Consider the following 18,565-nt stretch of genomic DNA (forward strand, 5'->3'; position numbering starts at 1 on the left):
CGGCAAGCCCCGCAAGACTGCCGAATTGGCTGGCGACCGGGTTCATGGCCCTGGCCCATGAACTTGGATTGCAACGCGCGGCAGTCCATCCCGCCCCTGCCGGCAAACTGATCATGCTGTTTCTGCGTAGCTTGATTGCCACCGCAAAAATACAGTCAGTCAGGCCGATTGTGCTCAGACGTCTCTAGCAGGAACTGTTCAATCAAACCCGCCAGCGCCTGCGGCTGGTCATGATGCAGCATGTGCCCGGCATCCGCGATGACCGCGCTCTTGGCGTGCGGCAGCTGGGCGATACGGCTGTCGATCTGGTCGCGCATTACTTCCTTGCCTCCCATCCATTGCCACATATTGGTATGTTCCGCCTCGACACATAGCACCGGCGCCGTGGTGGCGCGCCAGCAGGCCAGCATTTCCTCCACTCTCGGCAGCACCGGATTGATGATTTTATGAGCGGGATCGGCCAGGATTTCCCATCGTCCCAAATCATTCTGGCGCGACCAGTTCGCGGCCAGGAATGCCGCGCGCTGATCGCTTAAACGCGGATTGGTTTTCTGCAAGCGCGCTGCCACTGCGGCCAGGTCCGGATAACTCTGCAAGGCAGCCGCTTCGGCCAGTTGATCCAGCCATTTGGCGTAACGCTTTGGCGCCAGCTCGGCCGGCAGATGTTCGCCGCCGAATCCCTCCAGGTTGATCAGCGCCTTGATCCGTTGCGGCCGGGTGCCCGCATACAGCCCTACCGCGTAGCCACCCATGCTGTGCCCGAGCAAATTGACCGGCGCATCGGCTGAATAATGCTGCAAGATGATATCGAGGTCGGCCAGGTAATCGGGAAACCAGTAACTGTCCACCGGCGGTCCCTCGGTCAGGCCAAAGCCGCGCCAGTCCGGCGCGATCACATGCCAGTCGTGCTGCAGGCAATCGACCACGAATTGAAATGAGGCAGATACGTCCATCCAGCCATGCATCATGAAAATTTTCGGAGCGCCGGCGCGGCCCCAATGACGTATGTGATAACGCTGACCGCGCAGCGGAAGGAATTCAGAACGGGATACTTTCATTTGCATGTGTGCACACTAACCTGGAAATTTAAGCAAAGAACTAAGCAATAAATTAAGCTAAAAACTGCTCGAGATTGAAATTGGATTGCAGGTCGGCGCCGGAAAACTTCTCCGTCAGCCAGTGTTCCGCGCGTGTGCGGCCAGCATCGCGCAAGGCGTGGATGAAAGATGCTTTGGTATTGAGCTTGCTGGCGACGCTCAGCTGGCTCATCAGGGCGTCCGAATCGATCACATGGATGCGTAATTCCTTGAGCCGCTCATGCATTTTGCCACGCGCCTCCGGATCAGCCTCGGTTTCACGCTTGGCCAACGCCAGCCCGCCCAGCTCGGTAAAAAAAGTGGAGCTGAAACTGATCTCGCTCAAGCGCTGGCCGATTTCGTCGGTGCCGGTGGGCGTCAGCGGACGGCGGAAAGGATGCAGCAACACCGCCAGGATATCGGGCGAATTACACAAATGCAGCAGAGGAAAGATCGGCGGATTAGCCGTCAGGCCGCCATCCCAATAAGCCTCGCCGTCGATCTCGACCGCGTGGTGCATCGATGGCAGGCAGGCCGATGCCAGCAAAGCATCTTGCGTCAGATCGCTATTCCGAAATATGCGTAAGCGGCCGGTGCTGACCTGGGTTGCGGCGATGAACAGCTTGACTTTACCCTCTGCACGCAAACGCTCGAAATCAATCTGCTTGCTAAGGATATCGCGCAAAGGATTCAGATCAAACGGGTTGAGTTGATACGGTGAGAACATCCTGGTCACCGAAAACATGTGTTTCAGCAACGCTGATGAGGTCGCCTGCGCGGCGATCCCGGCCTCGCTCAGTGCGTCCGGCCGCATGAAACTGTAAAGATCCCTGGTACTGACGCTATCCCAGAAATCCGCCAGCGCCTGCCGCGCGCCATCACGACCGCCGATAGCCAGGCCGTAACTCAGCGCCACCGCGTTCATGGCGCCGGCGCTGGCGCCGCTGATGCCCTCGATCTCGATCCTGGGATCTTCCAGCAGGCGATCCAGGGCGCCCCAGGTAAACGCGCCGTGAGAACCGCCGCCCTGCAATGCCAAAGTCATTATCTTGTTTTGCATGAGAATCATCCCTGAAGATTGCTATCGGTTGAAATCAGATCTGTCTCCGCATTCTAAGCTGATGACCAGGTGCAGCCATACGCTTCTTTTCCCCTAATTTACCAATCTTTAGCCCGACGCGTTTGCTGAACGCGAATTAGGGGAAATCGATTAAGATGCTTTATGGCAAGTCACTCATTTGGCGGCGGTGTTGACTACGGCGTTGGCAGCGGTGCATTGGCCGCGACCAAACCTTGTTTGCGCAGCGCCAGCCAGAACCCGGCGGGAATATGCGCTTCCGCCAATGCCAGGTTCTCTGCTATGCGTTCAGGCCGGCTGGCGCCCGGGATCACCGCCGCGACCGCCGGATGGGCTAGCGAAAACTGCAATGCCGCAGCCTTGATATCGACATTGAATTGCGTGGCGATAGCCTGGAGTTGCCGGACCCGCTCTGTCATTTCCGGCGTAGCCTTCTGATATTCGAAATGCGCGCCGCCAGCCAGGATACCGGAGTTGTAAGGCCCACCGACAACAATCCCGGCGCCGCGTTGTTCGCAGGCGGGCATCAGTTGCGCCAGCGCATGCTGGTGATCGAGCAAGGTGTAGCGGCCAGCCAGCAAGAAACCATCGGGATCGGCTCGCTGCAAGGCCAACACGCAAGGTTCGACCCGATTCACCCCCAAACCCCAGCCCTTGATCACGCCTTCCTCACGCAAACGCGTCAATACCTTCGCTGCGCCATTGATGGCGACATCGAACACTTCGCGCCAGTTTTCACCATGGAAATCCTGGGCGATGTCGTGAATCCAGACGTAGTCGATGCGGTCGGTACGCAAGCGCTTCAGGCTATCTTCAATCGAGCGCAGCGTGCCGTCGGCGGAATAGTCGTAGATGACCTTGTTCGGCAAGCCATGCACGAACAAACCACCCTTCTCGCCCATATCGCGGGTACTGGTGTCTTCGACCTCATCGAGGATCAAACGTCCGACCTTGGTGCTCAGCACATATTCATCGCGCGGGTGCGTGGCCAACGCTTCGCCCAGACGCAATTCGGCCAGGCCAGCGCCGTAAAAGGGCGCGGCGTCGAAATAGCGTATGCCGTTCTGCCAAGCTGCCTCTACCGTATCCAGCGCTTCCTGCGGCGGAATATCGCGAAACATGTTGCCCAAGGGGGCGGTGCCGAATCCTACTTTGCCGGGTAAATTGATACGCATGGTATTTCCTCGAATAGATTAAACAGTTGCTGCTTTTGCGACGTTAGCGACGTTGGTGATGTTTGTGACATCAATCCCAGAGCGGCGCCAGGCCATCCGGATTAGCCAGCCGCTCGTTGCGCTCAAGGCCGGCGATCTGCGCCATGTCCTCGGCCGACAGCACAATGCCCTGCAGCTTGAGGTTGCTTTCCAGATTGGCGCGTTTGGTCGACGATGGGATCACGGCGAAACCTTGCTGCAGCGCCCATGCCAGGGCGATCTGCGCCGGATTTACCTGATGCCGCTCGGCGATACGCGCAATCACTGGTTCCTGCATCACTTTGCCATAGGCTAGCGGCATATAAGCCGTGATATGGATACCGTGGCTGCGGACAAACTCCACCACCTTGCGGTTCTGCAAGAACGGATGAATCTCAACCTGCTGGGTCGCAATCTCCGCCGCACCGACAGCCGCGATAGCTTGAGTCAGCTGGGTGTTGGTGAAATTGGAAACGCCGATCAGCTTCGTCAATCCTGCCGCCTTGGCTTCGGCCAGCGCCGCCATGTAATCCGCGACCGGGATTGCATCCTTTGGCGACGGCCAGTGGATCAGCGTCAGATCCAGTTGTTCCAGCCGCAACTTGTGCACGCTTTCCTTCAAGCTGGGAATCAGCTTGTCGTGCGCCAGGTTGTCGATCCAGATCTTGGTGGTAATGAACAGTTCATCGCGCGCCGCACCACTTTCTGCAATCGCCTGCCCGACCTCTGCTTCGTTGCCGTAGATCTGCGCAGTATCGATATGACGATAACCGACCTCGATGCCGGTGCGAACCGAGTCGATCACCACCTGGTCCTTCAAGCGGAAGGTGCCGAGGCCGATGTCAGGGATGCTGATAGTCATGGATGTCCTTTGAAATTGAATGAGAGCCGATCAATTGGAGATGAACGGCGAAAGACGTACTTTGCACCCATTTTTTGTTGCGAAAAATACATATATCGTCAAATGATATTTGCCACGACATCAACAATCATCGGCTTGATCAGGCCAAAAATGGAAACAATGGGAAATATGACAAGCTGTTGCTTATCAGTCGTTTTTTATAATTCCCCTACTGGTTCAACTATTAATTCACATTGAATCTCATTTATAATCGCCTTCATCAATTAAATCTAAATAAGAATCGATTACACAATCACTCTCATTTACAATGCTATACATACCAGCCAGCAAAACGGGTTCATACGCCGTGATAGCCAGCCAAAAGTCTGCTTCCTCATCGAAGCCAAACCTTTTTGACAACTAAAACAATGAACCGCCTTAACCCGATTGCCGCTGCCCTGGTCGCAGTGTTCGCCGCTCCCCTGCCTTTGTACGCGCAACAAGCCCCTGCCCCGAAAGCCCACCCCGCACCAGCAATGCTGCAGGAAGTGACTGTAGAAGGCAGCCGCGGCGATTTCAACGCCAACGGTACCTCCCTCACCAAGCTGTCGGCCGACCTGCATGACGTGCCGCAATCGGTAGTAGTGGTGAACAAAGCGCTGATGCAATCGCAAGGCGCGAGCTCGCTGGCGGATGCCCTGCGCAACGTTGCCGGCATTACGCTGGGTGGCGCAGAAGGCGGCCAAATCGGCAACAACATTAATTTGAACGGTTTTTCCGCTCGCACCGACATCTACCTGGACGGCTTCCGCGATCGCGGCCAGTACTATCGCGACACGTTCGCCATCGATCAGGTCGAAGTGCTGATGGGGCCGTCATCGATGCTGTTCGGCCGCGGCTCTACCGGCGGCGTAATCAACCAGGTGACCAAAAAAGCCAACCTGCATGAATCGACTGAAGTCTCTGCTTCAGCCACCACCAACGGTTTGGTTCGCACCACCGCGGATTACAATCATCCGCTGTCGGATACGTCCGCAGTCCGCCTCTCGGCCATGGCGCAAAATGGCAAGGCCACTACACGCGACCAGACCGACGTCCAGGATTTCGGTCTGGCCGGCTCTTATGTATTCGGCATCGGCACCCCGACTGAAATTACCTTGTCGGCCCTGGTGCAGCACAATCACGACATGCCGGATTACGGCCTGCCGCCGCTCAACGGCCATCCTGCTCCGGTCGACCGCAATACCGCATACGGCCTCGACAGCGACCACACCAACCAGGATGTGGCAGCGCTGAACGCCACCGTCAGGCACAAGATCACGCCGGACGTCGTGTTGCGCAACCAGACGCAATTCAACTATGTCCGCACCAGTGCAGTAGAAACCGCGCCCAACACCATTGGCACCGTTTCGGCCGCCGGCTTTACCGCGCTGACGCCGTCAGCCATCAGCGCACTGCCGTTGAGCAGTTTGTACGTGCGCGGCCAAAGCCATGACCGCGACATCCGCGACTATTCGATTTTCAACCAGACCGAACTGTCGGCCAATCTCAGCACCGGCAGCATCAAGCATGAGCTTCTGATCGGCCTGGAACTCGGCCATGACGGTTACGACAACCAAGGCTACTACCGCAACGGCAGCTGCAACGGCGTAGCATTGAATGCTACCTCGACAGTAGCCGGTTACAACGACTGCGTACCGCTGGTCAATCCGGGCTATAGCACCGCCGGCAGCAATGTCGCCAGCCAGGCCGGCAACCGTGCCGGCGGCTCCGCCAACACGATTGCCACCTACGTCAACGACACGGTGACGCTGACGCCTGAATTCAAACTGGTCGGCGGCCTGCGCTTCGACAGATACATAGCCAGCATCACCAATTCGCTGAATTCGACCACCGCGCCTGCGGCCGCCAAGAACACCGCCCTCGCCTCTGCCCAGCAGACGGTCAACTTCACCAGCGTTCGCGCGGGCGGCATCTGGCAGCCAAGCACCGAGCAGTCTTACTACCTGTCCTACGGCACGTCGTTCAACCCTTCGCTGGAACAGTTGACCGGCACCACCGGCCAGCAAAACCTCGATCCGGAAAAGAACCGTTCCTACGAACTGGGCGGCAAATGGGATCTGCTCAAAGGCAAGCTGTCGCTCAACTCGGCCATCTTCCAGATCACGAAAGAGAATGCGCGCAGCCAGATCACCACCGGTGTGTATGAGCTGGATGGCACGGTCAGGGTCAATGGCGCACGCGCCGGCGCCGTCGGCAGCATCACCAAGGACTGGCAAGTCGCGCTCGGCTATACCTACCTCGACGCCAAGGTGATCCAGTCTTCCGGACTCGACGGCACGTTGGGCAAGATCCCGGTCAACACGCCCAAGAACACGCTGACCACCTGGTCCACCTACAAGGTCGCACCGCACTGGGAAGTCGGCGGCGGCGCCACTTACATGTCGGAGCGCTACGCCAACCCTACCAACACCGTGCAGGTCGGCGGCTATACACGTTGGGACGCAACGGTGGCTTATACCCAGCCGAAATACGATATACGCTTGAATTTGTTCAACCTGACCAACAAGATGTATTACGATTCGTTGATCCAGTCCGACGGCGGACGTGCGGTGCCGGGCAACGGCCGCACCGCCATGCTGTCGGTCAACTATCGTATGTAGTCGGGGACGCCTAGTCATAAAGAGTCGTTCATGCTGATTGCCATTCCTAAAGTTCTCAACGCGCAGCAGCTTGACGCTGTGCGCGACTTGCTAGACCAGGCCGGACCGGCGTGGGTCGACGGCCGCGTCACGGCTGGCTACCAGGGCGCGGCACTCAAGTTCAATCAGCAGATCGACGAACGCTCCGAAGTGGCGTTTCAATGCCAGCAGATCATTCTGGAGGTATTGGAGCGCCACCCGCGCTTTATCAGCGCAGCGCTGCCGAATACAGTCTATCCGCCGATGTTCAACCGCTACGGCGAAGGCATGACCTTCGGCGCCCACGTCGATGGCAGCGTGCGGATCCATCCGCATGACGGCCGCAAGCTGCGTACCGATATCTCAGCCACCCTGTTCTTGTCGGACCCGGCTTCATACGACGGCGGCGAATTGCAGATTGAAGACAGCTATGGCATGCACTCGGTAAAACTGGCAGCTGGCGATATGGTGATTTATCCGGCCACCAGCTTGCATCAGGTGACGCCGATCACACGCGGTGTGCGCACCGCCTGTTTCTTCTGGGTACAGAGCCTGGTGCGTGACGACGCGCAACGCAGCATGCTGTTCGACATGGATAACGCTATCCAGAAACTGAATCAGACCAACGCCGACGAACAAGCGCGGCGCACCCTGATCGGCTGTTATCACAACCTGATGCGGCAATGGAGCGAGACCTGAATATCACCTGAATATCACCTGAAATTCGCCTGGCACTGTAGCAAGCACTAATCTGCCGCGGTGTTACACTGATTCGCTAGCCTCACGCTTCGCTTGCGCGAACTGCTGATGGCGGCATCGTTGAAACAACACTCCTGGCGCCATTTCCGACGCCACTCCTGGATTATTGACGATTTGCAGTTAATGCACGTTTTCCAGCAAAGAGTGGTTGTGATGTTTCCGGAGTTCCCAATTTCGCCCGAGTACCTCAGCGAGGCTCTGCAGCCGCATTTGGCCGATGATTTGGCCGAGCATGGCTGGTCGCAGCAAAACATTTTCCTGCCGGAGCAACTGACGCTGGAGCTGGCCGCCGAATGCCGTTTGCTGGCAGCCAGCGGCGCCCTGAACGCTGCCAGCGTAGGCCGCGGTACGGCTCAGGCAATACGGACCGATATCCGTGGCGACCGGATTCTTTGGCTTAAAGCCGGACAATCGCCGGCGTGCGACAGCTATCTGCACATCATGGAGAACCTGCGCATAGCGCTCAACCGCGCGCTTTATCTGGGGCTGGTGGATTATGAAAGCCACTTTGCCCTTTACGGGCCAGGCGCCTCCTACCAGACCCACCTTGACCGTTTCCGCGACGATGACTGCCGTACGGTGTCGGTCATCATCTATCTCAATCACGACTGGCTGCCGGAACAAGGCGGCGCCTTGCGTTTGCATCCGCAAGGCGAATCCGTGCAGGACATTTCACCTATGGGGAGCCGCCTGGTGCTGTTCCTGTCGGCCGACATGCTGCACGAAGTACTGCCGGCGACGCGCGACCGCCTGTCCCTTGCCGGCTGGTTCAGACGACGGCCCGCCTTAGATAATTAGTTGCAAATTAAGAAACCTCCGATCCAGCGCAGGCCGATGCGCCTGGGATAGGTTCGGCATGTCCATGTCGCGTACGGTGACCTATACTGTTTGTATGACTTGCCAGTTGTGAGCCAACGTATCCGGTTGCCGGACAACCAGCGCAAGGTCATCCTCGACAAGGAAGGAGGCACAAAATGCCCTGGAATTTCGCCTGGTTCGGACTGGTCGCCTGCATTTTCGTATTGATCATCCTGCTGAATGCGGCAGTGTACATTTTTCGGGAATATGAACGGTGCGTGGTCTTCACCCTGGGACGGTTTTCCGGCGTCAGAGGGCCGGGACTGGTGCTGCTGATTCCAGCCATTCAGCAACTGGTCAGGGTGGATTTGCGGACCGTCGTGCTGGAAGTGCCGACACAGGATGTGATCTCGCGCGACAACGTCTCGGTGCGGGTGAATGCGGTGGTTTATTTCCGCGTCATCGATCCCAAGAAAGCCATCGTCGAAGTCGCCAATTTTTTCAACGCCACCAGTCAGTTGTCGCAAACCATGTTGCGTTCGGTGCTGGGTAAACATCAGCTGGACGACATGCTGGCCGAGCGCGAAAAGCTGAACCTCGCCATTCAGCAGGCGCTCGATGCGCAAACCGACTCCTGGGGCATCAAGGTTTCCAATGTCGAAATCAAGCAGGTTGACCTGACCGAATCGATGATACGCGCCATCGCACGGCAAGCTGAAGCGGAGCGTGAACGGCGCGCCAAGGTGATCCATGCCGAGGGTGAGCTGCAAGCATCTGAAAAGCTCTACCAGGCAGCTCACGTCCTGGCGCAGGAACCGCAAGCAATCCTGCTGCGCTACCTGGAAACGCTGACAGTGATTGGCGCCGACAAGAACACCACGGTCGTATTTCCATTGCCGATGGATCTGCTGTCCTCATTCCTGGGAGATAAAAGGAAGACGCCGCAGCAGAATTAAAACCGGCAGTCGTACAACGCTTTTTTGGCGCTGCCATATAATTGGCTCTCCAAAAATCATCGTCCCCCGGCGCGCCAGGAATACCTTCAATCATGCATCCAATCACGATCGACACCCTCGCTGCTTTCCCGCTGCAGCTAGAAGCGCATTTTGCCGCCATTCCTACCGAATTCCGGCACTGGACGCCGGCCTCCTGGGATGGCGTACCAAGTGAACCGTTCACCGCCATCGAGCAGATTTGCCACGTGCGCGACATCGAGATCGACGGCTATCAACTGCGCTTCCGACGCACGCTTGATGAAGCCAATCCGCTGCTGGCTTCTATCGATAGCGACGCCCTTGCCAGCGAGCGCGATTACGGTGCCGCCAATCCCGGCGCGGTCTTTAGCGCATTTCGCGCAGCGCGGGCCAAGACCGTTGAACTGCTGTCAAGCCTGAATCAAGAACAGTTCAAACGCAGCGCCGAATTTGAAGGTTATGGCCCTGTAACGCTACGCGGCCTGGTGCACTATCTGTGCAGCCACGACCAGCAACACCTGGCGGGCTTGCAGTGGCTGCTTGGGAAAATACAGACCGCGCACCGGTAACACGGCTCGTTGACCAGGCTCTATGACGTAATTTTCTCGTCATTCGCCGGCGCCGGCTGCATCGCCGTTTTTTGCTCCTGCCGCCATTCCCGACGCGAGCGTGACATTGTCCGCATAGCCAGGCGCGCCATCTTCAACCAGCCAAACGGCCTTGGGTCGGCCAACATGCTCATGGCGCGGGCATAATCCAAGGTAAGCCCTGGCGTCCACGCCATGGTTTTTGCGCGCTTGCGGATCTGCGCGGCGACCCATAACTCCGGCGTCAGGAACAAACGCACAAAAGCAGCCCAGCCCCTGTCGCGGCCGCGCGCCTTGCCTACAACCCCTTCAAGCGCCGCTTCCAGTGCACGAGCGACCGAACTTGAACAATTTCTATAAGTCAGGTTATAGGTAGTGTCTCGCCTGTAATTTTCCCAAAAAACGCGCAGCCGTTCAGCGCTGTAATTCCTGATCCGGACCTTGGCCGTCGACTCGCACCAGGCACGCGATTCAGTTGGATAGTCAGGCTGAAACACGCCCGGCACGTCGTTGTCGCGGGTGGCCCGCAGCAAACGACTGAACTCGTCCGGCGACCTGTCGATTTCGACCCCGGGATAGAGGCTGATGTAGACGCCTTCAGGTGTTTCAAGCGCCGCATGGCCGGTCGAAATAACGCCGGCGGAATCAACCGCGGCAATATAACGATCGATGATCGGCACCCTTTGCGCCGGCATCTTTGACGAGCCGACCGGCGTCCATACATGGACTGTCAGAGCCCTTTCATCGGCGGCGGGCGGCCCATCCCATTCAACCGGATTCTCGGCTTCGCTCCCGGCATATTGTTGAGCAGATTGTTGAGTGGATCCACCACCTGCATTTTGCAGCACCGATTCAATAGTCGCCGAGGCCGACAAACGCCGTACCCGATATGCCAGCAGCAACATATGCCAGCCGCCGAATGCGAGCCCCAGCCCGATACAGTAAGGTACGGTGCCGACGTAATGCGTCGGATACGGCTGATAAAAGAAAATCGCGATGGCGCATTCGACTATGCCGCCGGCCAATGCCAGCCGCCAGCGCGGATACCGCACCAAGGTGGCGGAGATAGACTGCAGAAGTCCGTCAGCCAGAAACATCGTGCCGAAAATCATCGACAAAATGAAATTGCCGTGATGGTGCCCCGCCAGAATAAGGAGTGCGGCAATCATGAACGCCAATGCTTTGACGATGCGCAAAATGCGTTGCCCGGCAACTCCCGTCCATGCTACCGCCAGAGTTGCGATTCCTTCGATGAGCAAAAAATAGGCGAAAAAACTGATCGGAAAATATAGCGCGCCATCCAAGGCGTCGATAAAAATCGCCACGCCCGCAACCGCCCATATCCAGCCGATGATCCTTAGCCCGCGCCAGCGATCGCGCAAGCAGTCGACACCCAGCAGCAGCAATACCAGACGTAATAACATGTGGTTACCTTTCGATCATCATTGATAATAATCAGAGCACTGCCAGTATAGCGGCGGCAAAATCCTGCGCGGCCTCCTGCGGCAGATTATGCCCTGCAATCGGGATCACCCGGCGCTGATACGGCCCGGTAAAAAATTTCCCGTGCTGCCCGGAGCCGCCTTTCAAACTGACGCCATCGCCCGCACCGTCCAGCACCACGGTGGGCACGCCAATCGACGGCTGCGCAGCCAGCAGCAACTCCGTTCCCTCAAACGCGGGATCACCCGGCGCCAACCCAAAACGATGACGATATGAATGGATGACGACGTCAACGAAATCAGGGTTATCGAAGGAAACCGCGCTGCGCCGGTAAGTCGCTTCATCGAAATGCCAGTTAGGCGACCATAGGCGCCATAGCAGTTTGCAAAATTTATAGCGATTTTTTTTCAGCCCTGCCCGGCCACGCTCACCATGGAAATAGTATTGATACCAGTAGCGCAATTCGTTTTCCGGCGTCTGCGGGCTTACCGATGCTGCAATATCCTGGATATTGTAACCATCCAGGGACACCAGGCCTCGTGTGCGTTCTGGCCACAAGGCAGCCACGATGCACGCAGCGCGGCCGCCCCAGTCATAACCCGCCAACACCGCGTCCGGGATCGCCAAAGCATCCATCAATGCCAGCAAGTCATGCGCGAGCGCCGCTTGCTGGCCGGAGCGCGGTGTGTCGGCAGACAGAAATCGCGTCGGCCCGAAGCCGCGCAAGTAAGGCGTAATGACACGGCAACCGGCTGCTACCAGCACTGGTGTGACGTCATCGTAAGCATGGATATCATAAGGAAAACCGTGCAGCAGCAAGACTGTACGGCCGTTGGCAGCGCCGCTCTCGCTCTCTTCGTAGGCAACATTCAGGACACCGGCGTCGACTCGCTTTAACATGACACTCCTCCGATTTTTTTGCGCCCCCCGGCAGATCAGTCTACCGATGAATCTCGATCGATGAAACCTCCCTGACGACAACACCGGGGCAGATCCATCATCATTTGGTGTATCCTTCCCGGATGAACAACGAAACCGACATCCAACTCAGCGGGCCATTCAGCGTGACCGACGCAACTGGCCGTAGTCATAATATAAATGCAATTCGTATTTTCGACGAAGGCTATGGAATCATCGACGTCTATGTCGATTTCGCCTCGGCGATCGGCAAAGACCGTCTGTATGAAGACAAGGTGCTGATCGCCCAGGTCCTGGGCCAGCTGCGCAAGATCGGTTATGTCGGCCCGGACTTCGGCCATGGCGATCTTGGTTTGCAAGATGACAAACTGATCGTGCTGGAAGCGCCGGAAGAATTCAACGCGTACGCGGCAAGCAAAGGCTGGAAGAACCTGGCTGACGAATTTGCCGAGGATGACTACGCGGACGAAAGCTACGAAGGCGACGCCGACAACAGCAACGAGCAGGCTGCATCAATCTCAAAACTTGACGCCCTCAAGAATAAATTCAAATCCTGATTTTCATTAAAAACGTCATATCGACCTCGACGACATGCTTACCAACATCGAGCAACTGGAAGAAATTTACGGCAAACCGCATGAACGCTCATTATGGAAAGAAATAGATTTCCTGAATGAAGACTACCAGGCCTTTGTCAAAGCCTCGCCATTTGTCGTATTCGCTTCCAGCGGGCCTGGCGGCATGGATTGCTCCCCCAAGGGAGACACCCCGGGATTCGTAAAGATTCTGGATGAACGCACGCTGGCAATTCCCGACCGTCCCGGCAACAATCGCATCGACACCCTGCGCAACATCATTGCCGATCCGCGCATCGGGCTGCTATTCATCATACCCGGCATCGGCGAAACCTTGCGCGTCAACGGCCGCGCCGAGATTTCCGCAGAGCCGACGCTGCTCGAACAATTCGCAGTGGATGGCAAGCTGCCGCGTACGGTCATCATCGTCAAGATAGAAGCAACTTACTTCCACTGTTCAAAAGCCCTGGTGCGCTCGAAACTGTGGGACCCTGCCCGGCAAATTGAACGCGCCGGCTTTCCGAGCCCTGGAGCCATCCTGAAACGTTTGAGCAACGGCGGTTTTGACGCCGACACCTACGACCGTGATTTGCCGGAACGCGTAAAAGCGACTCTCTATTAACCAATTACAGCAACCACAATCACGACAGCAATGACAGCCTACGTAGCCCTTTTACGCGCAATCAATGTCGGCGGGACCGGCATATTGCCAATGACGGAACTGGCTGCCCTATGCAGCGGACTGGGCTTCGGCCATGTTCGCACCTATATCCAGAGCGGTAACGTGATCTTCGACAGTCCGCTGAGCAAAGACGCCGTGCACCAGGCGTTGGAACAAGCCTTGAACAAGACGATGGGCAACCCTGTCGATATCATGCTGCGCACCGCCGCGGAGTTGGGCGCCATACTGAAAGCCAATCCATTCCCTGCAGCGGAGCCATCGAAAGTAGCGGTGGTTTTTTGCAGCGGCAACCTGCCCAAAGACTGGCTTGAGCTGCTACGCATCCCCGGCAGCGAGGAAGTTCAGCCGGGGAAGAAAGAAATCTATATTCACTATCCCGAAGGCATGGGTAAATCGAAACTGAAGCTGCCGCCGTCAACCGGCGCCGCTACCGCGCGCAATATCAACACGGTAACCAAGCTGCTGGCGCTGGCCGCCGCGCTACCCTCTACTTAGGGCCTGTTAACATTTGATTTGGGAATGCGAACGCGTGGCAGGCGTTACAGGCCTAGGCGCGACGACACGACGTAGTGGTGCTACGGCAAGGAGGAGTAACGACGGCATGTTACGCCTGCAGCCGTTCCCGGAGGGTTCAAACCAAATGTTAACAGGCCCTAAGCTCTGCGAGCTTTTTCAGCGCCCCCAGCACTTCCGGGAAATCCGCGGTTACCATCGGCCCGAAATCGGCCGCGGCCGGCCCGGTAATCTCCGTGCTGTAGATGACCTTGCTGCCGCCGGCAGCCAGTGGCACGATCTTGTGATGCACCAGTACGCGGGTGCCGTCTATGATCGTCTCGTCGGTAAAACCCTGGTTCTCCTTGACGTCGATCAAGGTCGTGGTAAACACCTCCTCGCCGGGAGGCTGCATCGAGAACGTAGTGCCAATCGCAAATGCGCCATGGATCTCGATGTTATCAATCCCCTGGTTCCACTTTTTCCAGCCCTCTACGTCTGCAAACAGCTTCCAGATCTGCTCAGGTGCAGCTGTTGTTTCAATGCTATCTTCGTGAGTCCACATGATGTTGTCCTTGTCTGAGGAAGGATGGATTGCAGGACGTTAATTGAACCGTTAATTCAAACGTTAATTTAGCATGACTACAGAACGGTCTGACCTGCGCACAAAAAAAGCTCGCCGCAGCGAGCTTTTTTTACACCAGACTCAGTTATCAGAATTGGTTCATCGTGTTGTCTTTACCAGATGCTTTCAGAGCAGCTTCGCCACTGAAGTAGTCTTTGTGATCATCGCCGATGTCTGAACCGGCCATGTTCTGATGCTTGACACAAGCGATACCCTGACGGATTTCCTTGCGCTGAACGCCAGCAACATAACCCAACATGCCCTGGTCACCGAAGTATTCTTTTGCCAGGTTGTCAGTCGACAACGCCGCAGTGTGGTACGTCGGCAAAGTAATCAGGTGATGGAAAATGCCTGCTTCACGCGCCGAATCGGCTTGGAAAGTGCGGATTTTCTCATCTGCAGCAATTGCCAATTCAGTTGCGTCGTATTCAACGCTCATCAGCGCAGCGCGTTCGTAAGCAGAAACGTCTTTGCCTTGGCTTTTCATCAGGTCGAAAATTTGCTGGCGGAAGTTCAGTGTCCAGTTGAACGACGGGCTGTTGTTGTACACCAGCTTGGCATTTGGAATAACTTTACGAATCGCTTTGATCATGCCGCCGATCTGAGCAATGTGCGGCTTCTCGGTTTCGATCCAAAGCAAGTCGGCGCCGTTATTCAGGGATGTAATGCAATCCAATACACAACGCTCTTCACCGGTACCTTCGCGGAACTGGAACAGATTGCTAGGCAAACGCTTAGGGCGAAGAAGCTTGCCGTCGCGCTTGATGACTACGTCGCCGTTGCTCATGGACTCGGTAGAAACTTCTTCAACGTCCAGGAACGAGTTGTATTGATCACCCAAATCGCCTGGCTCGCGAGTTACCGCGATTTGCTTGGTCAAGCCTGCACCCAGCGAATCGGTACGCGCAACGATTACGCCGTCGTCGACACCCAGTTCAAGGAACGCGTAACGTATGGCGCGAATCTTCGCGAGGAAGTCTTCGTGAGGAACAGTTACTTTACCGTCTTGATGGCCGCACTGCTTTTCGTCGGAAACCTGGTTTTCGATCTGGATGCAGCATGCACCCGCTTCAATCATCTGCTTGGCCATCAGGTAGGTCGCTTCAGCATTACCGAAACCGGCATCGATATCGGCAATGATTGGCACTACGTGGGTGACGTGATTATCAATTTTGTCCTGGATCGCTTGCTTGGCGGCGCCTTGCGCACCGTCCAGCTGGCGGAACAAACCGCCCAGCTCGCGGGCATCGGCTTGACGCAGGAAAGTGTACAACTCCTTGATCAGGCCGGCTACGGCAGTCTTCTCGTGCATGGACTGGTCTGGCAACGGGCCGAATTCGGAGCGCAACGCAGCAATCATCCAGCCCGACAGGTAGAGGTAGCGACGGTCGGTGTTGTTGAAGTGCTTCTTGATGGAAATCATCTTCTGTTGCCCGATAAAACCATGCCAGCAACCCAAAGACTGGGTGTATTTGGACGAATCGGCGTCGTAGCTTGCCATGTCATCGCGCATGATCTTGGCAGTGTATCTGGCGATATCCAGACCGGTTTTGAATCTGTTCTGGGCGCGCATGCGTGCGGCGGACTCAGGATTGATCGCGTTCCAGGCACTACCTTCTTTGTCTTTGAGACCGGCAATGGCTTTGATGTCGTCTTGATATTGTGACATGTGTATATCCTAGGTAATAAAGCAAGATTAAAAAAAACGAATTGTGTGTCGGTGCATCTGTTCACTCTCGTATCAAAACCAGAGTGGTGAAATCGAAGCAAACTGCATGAAAGAATAATAGCGGCTTTTTTCGAGATAGGCTATGTCTTATATAAGACATATGACTTAAATTAATTCGTTTATTTTCAATGCCCTATATCCGGTTTTTTGCTATGCGAAATTAAATTTCAAAAAAATGAATTCAGATTTCTGATTTTCTCCGCACCTGCATCCCATAATGTGGAGCCAATTTTTCGTATTGTGGAATATCAATGGGCCACGCGAATCCGGCGTAATGATTTGGATAGTTGAAGCAGATCGTCAGAACTGACGATTTTTTGGGAAAAGTCGTTTGATACCAAGGCGTGACCTGCCGTTCGCAGGCGCAGAGGAAGGCTTACCCGGGTCGGCCCCGGGGATTTGCCGTTTTTGATTTACGATTTTGATTTATTCAGCAACGCAGCTTCGCGTTAAACCTTGCAACCACCGACGGAAATACAAATTTCGAAACATCGCCCCCAAGAATGGCAATTTCACGCACGATGGTGCCGGAGATGAACTGGTATTGGTCCGACGGCGTCAAAAACAAGGTCTCTACATTCGGTATCAGGTGGCGATTCATGCCGGCCATCTGAAATTCCAGTTCGAAATCGGAGACGGCCCGCAATCCCCTCACGATGACCCGCGCATCGTGAGCGCGGACGAGGTCGCCCAGCAACCCGGAAAAACTTTCGACCTGCACATTGGCATAATGTCCCAGCTCTTCACGGGTGATCGCCAAACGCTCTTCAAGCGTAAAGAATGGTTTCTTCTTTTTGCTATCGGCCACGCCGACGATCAGGCGGTCGAACAAACCTGACGCACGACGCACCAGATCTTCATGACCGCGCGTGAGCGGATCGAATGTTCCTGGATAAATAGCTGTAACCATCAGAACGTATCGCCAGGCACGCGTACCCACCCTTCCATCAACACCCGGGCGCTACGACTCATGATGGCTTTGTTCACGCTCCATTCGCCGTTTACCTGGCTAGCTTCCGCGCCAACGCGCAAGGTGCCCGATGGATGCCCGAAGCGCACCGCACTTTTCGCCCCGCCGCCGGCGGCAAGGTTCACCAGCGTGCCGGGGATCGCAGCGGCGGTGCCGATGGCAACCGCTGCCGTACCCATCATGGCGTGATGCAGCTTGCCCATGGATAACGCACGCACCAGCAAGTCGATATCGCCGGCGGCGACCTGCTTGCCGCTGGAGGAAACATAGCTGGCTGGCTTGGCGACGAAGGCTACTTTCGGGGTGTGCTGGCGATTGGCTGCTTCATCAAGATGCTTGATGAGGCCCATGCGCAACGCGCCATGCGCGCGAATGGTCTCGAATTTGGCCAATGCGTCGGCATCTCCGTTAATCGCGTCCTGCAGCTCTGTACCGGTGTAGCCGATCGCTTCCGCATTAAGGAAGATGGTCGGGATGCCGGCGTTGATCATGGTGACCTTGAGCGTGCCGACTCCCGGAACCTCGAGATCGTCAACCAGGTTCCCGGTGGGAAACATGGATCCGCCCTCACCGTCTTCGTCAGCTGCCGGCGCCATGAATTCAAGTTGCACCTCCGCCGCCGGGAATGTGACGCCGTCGAGCTCGAAGTCACCGGTTTCCTGCACGGCGCCGTTAGTGATGGGCACGTGTGCGATGATGGTCTTGGCGATATTCGCCTGCCAGATACGCACAGTTGCCATGCCGTTTTGCGGAATGCGGACGGCATCGACCAGGCCGCTAGCGATCGCGAACGAACCAACCGCGGCGGACAGGTTGCCGCAGTTACCGCTCCAGTCGACAAATGCTTTATCGATGGCGACCTGACCGAACAGGTAATCGACATCGTGATCGGGCTTGCTGCTCTTGGACAGGATGACCGTCTTGCTGGTACTTGAGGTCGCCGCACCCATGCCGTCAATCTGCTTGCCGTAAGGGTCCGGGCTGCCGATGACGCGCAGCAGCAGCGCGTCACGCGCTGCGCCGGGTACCTGCGCTGCTTCGGGTAAGTCTTGCAGACGGAAGAACACGCCTTTGCTGGTGCCGCCACGCATGTAGGTGGCGGCAATCTTGATTTGAGGTAGGTGTGTCAAAGCGTGAGCCATTT

The 18,565-nt window shown here is 56.4% G+C and carries 18 protein-coding genes; 8 read left to right on the forward strand and 10 right to left on the reverse strand.

Annotation, left to right across the window (positions count from 1 at the left end; all coding sequences use genetic code 11):
* Positions 1-155 precede the first annotated feature (155 nt).
* From BM205_RS10160 to dkgB, 4 genes are all read right to left on the reverse strand, one after another.
* Positions 156-1,058: an alpha/beta fold hydrolase gene (locus tag BM205_RS10160; RefSeq protein WP_092414385.1), complete on the reverse strand. Its 903-nt coding sequence runs from the start codon at positions 1,056-1,058 to the stop codon at positions 156-158.
* A 52-nt stretch (positions 1,059-1,110) separates the two neighbouring features.
* Positions 1,111-2,136, reverse strand: coding sequence for a patatin-like phospholipase family protein (locus tag BM205_RS10165; RefSeq protein ID WP_092414497.1), 1,026 nt, complete (start codon positions 2,134-2,136; stop codon positions 1,111-1,113).
* A 194-nt stretch (positions 2,137-2,330) separates the two neighbouring features.
* A complete protein-coding gene (locus BM205_RS10170; protein ID WP_092414386.1) occupies positions 2,331-3,329 on the reverse strand; it encodes an aldo/keto reductase in 999 nt (332 codons plus the stop codon).
* Between the two features lie 70 nt (positions 3,330-3,399).
* Positions 3,400-4,209 (reverse strand): 2,5-didehydrogluconate reductase DkgB, encoded by an 810-nt coding sequence (gene dkgB / locus BM205_RS10175; RefSeq protein WP_092414387.1) that lies wholly within the window; start codon positions 4,207-4,209, stop codon positions 3,400-3,402.
* A 407-nt stretch (positions 4,210-4,616) separates the two neighbouring features.
* Between dkgB and BM205_RS10180 the strand changes: the two genes are divergently transcribed.
* From BM205_RS10180 to BM205_RS10200, 5 genes are all read left to right on the forward strand, one after another.
* A complete protein-coding gene (locus BM205_RS10180; RefSeq protein WP_175511232.1) occupies positions 4,617-6,851 on the forward strand; it encodes a TonB-dependent receptor in 2,235 nt (744 codons plus the stop codon).
* Between the two features lie 30 nt (positions 6,852-6,881).
* On the forward strand, positions 6,882-7,568 hold the full coding sequence (locus tag BM205_RS10185; protein ID WP_092414389.1) for a Fe2+-dependent dioxygenase: 687 nt from the start codon (positions 6,882-6,884) through the stop codon (positions 7,566-7,568).
* 270 nt (positions 7,569-7,838) lie between these two features.
* Complete coding sequence (locus BM205_RS10190; RefSeq protein ID WP_254783839.1) at positions 7,839-8,426, forward strand: 2OG-Fe(II) oxygenase; 588 nt, start codon at positions 7,839-7,841, stop codon at positions 8,424-8,426.
* A gap of 176 nt (positions 8,427-8,602) precedes the next feature.
* Positions 8,603-9,382, forward strand: coding sequence for a slipin family protein (locus BM205_RS10195; RefSeq protein WP_175511233.1), 780 nt, complete (start codon positions 8,603-8,605; stop codon positions 9,380-9,382).
* Between the two features lie 92 nt (positions 9,383-9,474).
* Positions 9,475-9,969, forward strand: coding sequence for a DinB family protein (locus BM205_RS10200; protein ID WP_092414391.1), 495 nt, complete (start codon positions 9,475-9,477; stop codon positions 9,967-9,969).
* A gap of 20 nt (positions 9,970-9,989) precedes the next feature.
* Here BM205_RS10200 and BM205_RS10205 read toward each other — a convergent pair whose 3' ends face one another.
* On the reverse strand, positions 9,990-11,411 hold the full coding sequence (locus BM205_RS10205) for an HdeD family acid-resistance protein (RefSeq protein WP_092414392.1): 1,422 nt from the start codon (positions 11,409-11,411) through the stop codon (positions 9,990-9,992).
* Between the two features lie 31 nt (positions 11,412-11,442).
* On the reverse strand, positions 11,443-12,330 hold the full coding sequence (locus BM205_RS10210) for an alpha/beta fold hydrolase (RefSeq protein ID WP_092414393.1): 888 nt from the start codon (positions 12,328-12,330) through the stop codon (positions 11,443-11,445).
* A 122-nt stretch (positions 12,331-12,452) separates the two neighbouring features.
* Here BM205_RS10210 and BM205_RS10215 point away from each other — a divergent pair, with 122 nt between their 5' ends.
* The 3 genes from BM205_RS10215 to BM205_RS10225 are packed head-to-tail and all read left to right on the forward strand — an operon-like array spanning position 12,453 to position 14,100.
* Entirely contained in the window at positions 12,453-12,905 is a 453-nt protein-coding gene (locus BM205_RS10215) for a hypothetical protein (protein WP_092414394.1), read from the forward strand.
* A gap of 34 nt (positions 12,906-12,939) precedes the next feature.
* Entirely contained in the window at positions 12,940-13,545 is a 606-nt protein-coding gene (locus BM205_RS10220; protein WP_092414395.1) for a pyridoxamine 5'-phosphate oxidase family protein, read from the forward strand.
* Positions 13,546-13,575: 30 nt separating this feature from the next.
* On the forward strand, positions 13,576-14,100 hold the full coding sequence (locus BM205_RS10225) for a DUF1697 domain-containing protein (protein ID WP_092414396.1): 525 nt from the start codon (positions 13,576-13,578) through the stop codon (positions 14,098-14,100).
* A 148-nt stretch (positions 14,101-14,248) separates the two neighbouring features.
* Here BM205_RS10225 and BM205_RS10230 read toward each other — a convergent pair whose 3' ends face one another.
* From BM205_RS10230 to prpF, 4 genes are all read right to left on the reverse strand, one after another.
* Complete coding sequence (locus BM205_RS10230) at positions 14,249-14,662, reverse strand: SRPBCC family protein (protein ID WP_092414397.1); 414 nt, start codon at positions 14,660-14,662, stop codon at positions 14,249-14,251.
* 148 nt (positions 14,663-14,810) lie between these two features.
* Positions 14,811-16,391 (reverse strand): isocitrate lyase, encoded by a 1,581-nt coding sequence (locus BM205_RS10235; protein WP_092414398.1) that lies wholly within the window; start codon positions 16,389-16,391, stop codon positions 14,811-14,813.
* Positions 16,392-16,881: 490 nt separating this feature from the next.
* A complete protein-coding gene (gene coaD / locus BM205_RS10240; protein ID WP_092414399.1) occupies positions 16,882-17,361 on the reverse strand; it encodes a pantetheine-phosphate adenylyltransferase in 480 nt (159 codons plus the stop codon).
* On the reverse strand, positions 17,361-18,551 hold the full coding sequence (gene prpF / locus BM205_RS10245; protein WP_092414499.1) for a 2-methylaconitate cis-trans isomerase PrpF: 1,191 nt from the start codon (positions 18,549-18,551) through the stop codon (positions 17,361-17,363). The genes coaD and prpF overlap by 1 nt, the downstream gene beginning before the upstream one ends.
* Between the last annotated feature and the right edge of the window lie 14 nt (positions 18,552-18,565).

The sequence above is a fragment of the Collimonas sp. OK307 genome, assembly GCF_900113705.1.
In the GTDB taxonomy this organism is placed as follows: domain Bacteria; phylum Pseudomonadota; class Gammaproteobacteria; order Burkholderiales; family Burkholderiaceae_D; genus Collimonas.